This is a genomic window from Solibacillus silvestris, from assembly GCF_051967575.1.
Taxonomy (GTDB): Bacteria; Bacillota; Bacilli; order Bacillales_A; family Planococcaceae; genus Solibacillus; species Solibacillus silvestris_B.
Genome location: NZ_JBQCJW010000030.1, coordinates 40,542 through 44,104, shown reverse-complemented (window position 1 = coordinate 44,104; position 3,563 = coordinate 40,542). Strand labels below are relative to the sequence as shown.

Here is a 3,563-nt window from a genome sequence, read left to right as displayed (position 1 = left end):
ATCGACAGACATTATTTTAAGAGAAAAGTGTTCAAATTTAATGGGCAGAAAGTGTCCAAAACTACTTGACGGTTACAACTGGACAGAAAATATTAAATCCGAATAGATTTCTGTTCCATTTATATGTTGATTGTGAACAGAATATATCATGGAATTTTTAGCTGTATGTATATTTTGATTTAAAGGGTCTAAAAAATAGTTAGAATCATTTAAACAGAAAAAATACAAAGAATTTTGATTTAATATTAAATTATCAATCTCCCACTGACAAGAATTCATATTATAAAAAAAAGGAACAGAAAATAAATTATTATTTTCTAAATACCTCATTTCTAACTTTTTGGCATGAGGAGATATACTACATCCCACCATCTAAATATTGTTTTACTAATATCATAAGAATTCATTGGTTTTGACCAAGCTTCAGTAAACCAATGTTATATTTAGGTTAGTTAGGTTGAATAGTTGATACTGTATGTACCCAATATTTTATACATGTATAAAATGTTGGGTACGGTAGTTAAAAAAAGAATGAGCAATCAAAATAACAACTCTGTTCTTCTGCAACTGTATACAGATAATAAAGTTGTTTAAAAATGTTAGGGACTCTATTCAACAAACGGGTCATATTTTTAAGTATCGCTAATAAAAATTATCATTTCCGCAGTATGTATGCGTAAAGTTATTTTTCTAAAATAAAATGACGCCTGTGTTAGTAACGGGTTCGGTTGATGGAGAGAAAACATTAAATAGCAACAAATTTGGGACGCCAATTCGCATTCAATTTGGAAAGACCGCAAAAATTTATGCGGTGTTTTTAAAACTAGTGCTAAACAAGGTACGAATTGGATAGAAAGACCTTTAACTACTGCTCGCGGAGATGGGAAAAGTTATATTTATTCCAAGTAGAATCCTAAGTATGCGCAATTGGCAATCACCATCCTGCGAACGTATTATAACTTTTGTTTTGCCTTTAAGTCTAACGGAACAATGAAAACACCTGCCCAACGATTGGGATTTACCGATAAAAGTTCGATTTAAAAAATATCATTTATTTAAGGTAGTTCGCTTCTGTTAAGCGAACTTTTTCAAGGGGAATAGGTCATATATGTTAAAATAAATTTAAAGGTCAGGAATAATATTCTTAAGTTAATTATGTAGGAAAGTTGAAGAAGCGTAAAGTCAAAAAGTGATTAATGCTTGTTTGTTGAAGTCCTTTAATTTGATGGATTTAGCAAACAAATATAATTGTATGGGGTGGTTAATTGTTTAAAAAACATATCTTTTACTATTCAATAGTTGCACTCTTTTCCTTGCTTGTATTAACAGGTTGTGCTGGTTTAGCAGATTATGATATTGACCTTCCAGGAGATTACTCTGTTGTGCGAACATCTGCTCACCAAATTTTTATATCACCTAAAATTAGTGATAACCAATGGGGTCCAGAAGTTATTCCATCAGAAGTCACTGAGGTAAATTGGGATGACAACTATATTCTTGTAAAACAACTTGGTTTGATGAACGATCCAAATAGTAGTAACGGCTATCAAATTCCAAATAAAGAAGATGAACATTTTTGGATATTAGAGTTTAAAAGCGGAAAGGTATTTGGACCTCTTGATGAAGATAATTTTGTAGAAAAGAAAAATGAGCTTGGTATTTTAGAGAGTGTAAAACTAAAGAAAATTGAAAATTTTTCTAGATAACTGGTGTTTGGTTCAATTAACTCAATAAAATATTACATCAAAAAAACGCTCAAATTATTGAGCGTTTTTATTTACCATTTATATTACCAATTCACTGCTGAATCCCAGCTTTCGATACAATGAATAATGTTGAAGTTAAGCAAGCGAAAGTACAAAACGAAATAAAGGTTATTGAAAAAATTTGGGATGTTTAATTGGTGCGGAGACAGGTGAATTATTTTATGAATATTGGTTCGAATTTGAACATAAGGCTACTTATGAAGCAAAGGTTACCAACGCTGTACTTGCAATACCACATGGTCTTTCACAATCAATATCGGTAAATACCCTCTAACTGGGAAGAGAAAACAGAAAACAAAGAGTGGATTCAGTTCTAAAGAAGCTGCAATAGAGGCATCTAATAAGTTGATATATGAACTTTTTAACGATATCTATATTGAAAAATCTGATCAAACGTTTGCACTGTTTTCAATAGAATGGCTCACGATATACAAAGAAGCCTACGAAGTTAAGCCGGGTACGATACGTATTCGCTTATATGAATTAAACAAGCTAATGCCATATTTCGCTGAACTTAAGCTAAAAGAAATCCAGCGAAAAATTTATCAAGATGCGCTGAATAATTAAAAGCATTAGGATATTCCCATAGCACGATGAAAGGAATCAATCGTACAGACAAAATGATTTTCCGCAAAGCGCTAGAACTTGAGCTAATCAAAAAAGACCCTACAGAGTTCACTTATTTAAAGAAAGATAAAAAATCACTTAATGATTTTGAAGAAAATGAGATTCCAAAGTATATGGAAAAGGAAGAACTATCCTTATTTTAAAAACAGCTCGCACAGAAGGCTTAACCTTCGATTTCACTATGTTTTTAGTGCTAGCTTACACTGGTATTCGAAGAGGTGAACCCGTCTCATTAACATGGCAAGACATTGATTTTAAGGCGCATATGATCAAAATCCATAAAACGTATTACAATCCGAATAATAATACGAAAAACTACCAGCTGATTGTACCTAAAACAAAATCGCCTAGATGAACGATTGTTATCGATCAACTTGTTGTAGATGCATTACTAAAACATAAAGCCCAACAAGAACAACTTATACAACAATTTGATACCTCTTATAAAGATGATCAATTTGTCTTTACGAATACAAATAAGTACCCAGGCTATCCGATTGTAATAAAAGTAGTACAACTTCGTATGGCACGCTTATTAAGCGCTCTGTCAGTTGAGTACAAATTTCACACCACATTCCCTCCGTCATACGCATACGTCGCTCTTAGCAGAAGCGGGGGTATCGCTCGAACAGATCATGGACCAGCTTGGTCATATCGATGATCATACGACGGAAAATATTTATTTGCATATTACAAAAGAAATGAAAAAAGAAGCCTCCCATAAGTTTGCACAACTCATGAGAAGCTTCGATTAATTACTGTAATGTTAGCAAATCACTTTCACCTAACATACAAACCTATGTTTATCAACGGTTTGAACGGGATATTACATCATTCCTGGCGTAAAGTGATTTCAAAGTTTCTTTAATTATAAGAGTTTTACTAATTTGATTCCTCTAGCAATTCTTTTTTCTTTTCTCACTTTACTTTTTAGTGGAGCCGTTTGTTTTATACTGCTATTTGCGGCATTTAATAATACCCTTTCCCCACATTCCGGATTTCCTTCACCATCCGGGCAGTGTGGATTTTCTTCTTCATTACCTTCGCAATCTGGATTCTCTACCGCATTTGGGCAGTGTGGATTTTCTTCTTCATTACCTTCGCATTCTGGATTCTCTACCGCATTTGGGCAGTCCGGATCTTCCCCACATTCCGGTTTTCCTTCACCAT

6 protein-coding genes and 1 pseudogene are annotated in these 3,563 nt (G+C 33.2%); 6 read left to right on the top strand and 1 reads right to left on the bottom strand.

The window, feature by feature from the left end; all coding sequences use genetic code 11:
• Positions 1–849: 849 nt before the first annotated feature.
• The 6 genes and pseudogenes from ACTHOQ_RS15245 to ACTHOQ_RS15220 all read left to right on the top strand — a co-directional run.
• A pseudogene (locus ACTHOQ_RS15245) lies at positions 850–1,064 on the top strand (insertion element protein); the annotation flags it as partial.
• 201 nt (positions 1,065–1,265) lie between these two features.
• Entirely contained in the window at positions 1,266–1,706 is a 441-nt protein-coding gene (locus ACTHOQ_RS15240) for a DUF3997 domain-containing protein (RefSeq protein WP_440497004.1), read from the top strand.
• A gap of 309 nt (positions 1,707–2,015) precedes the next feature.
• Positions 2,016–2,333, top strand: a complete 318-nt coding sequence (locus ACTHOQ_RS15235; protein ID WP_440497005.1) for an Arm DNA-binding domain-containing protein — start codon at positions 2,016–2,018, stop codon at positions 2,331–2,333.
• Positions 2,334–2,359: 26 nt separating this feature from the next.
• A complete protein-coding gene (locus ACTHOQ_RS15230; RefSeq protein ID WP_440497003.1) occupies positions 2,360–2,536 on the top strand; it encodes a hypothetical protein in 177 nt (58 codons plus the stop codon).
• Positions 2,537–2,574: 38 nt separating this feature from the next.
• Positions 2,575–2,748 (top strand): tyrosine-type recombinase/integrase, encoded by a 174-nt coding sequence (locus ACTHOQ_RS15225; protein WP_440497002.1) that lies wholly within the window; start codon positions 2,575–2,577, stop codon positions 2,746–2,748.
• A gap of 196 nt (positions 2,749–2,944) precedes the next feature.
• Positions 2,945–3,148, top strand: coding sequence for a tyrosine-type recombinase/integrase (locus tag ACTHOQ_RS15220; protein ID WP_440497001.1), 204 nt, complete (start codon positions 2,945–2,947; stop codon positions 3,146–3,148).
• 113 nt (positions 3,149–3,261) lie between these two features.
• On the opposite strand, the gene ACTHOQ_RS15215 is transcribed toward ACTHOQ_RS15220, so the two are convergent.
• On the bottom strand, positions 3,262–3,563 hold a 302-nt coding region (locus ACTHOQ_RS15215), incomplete at its 5' end, for a hypothetical protein (RefSeq protein ID WP_440497000.1).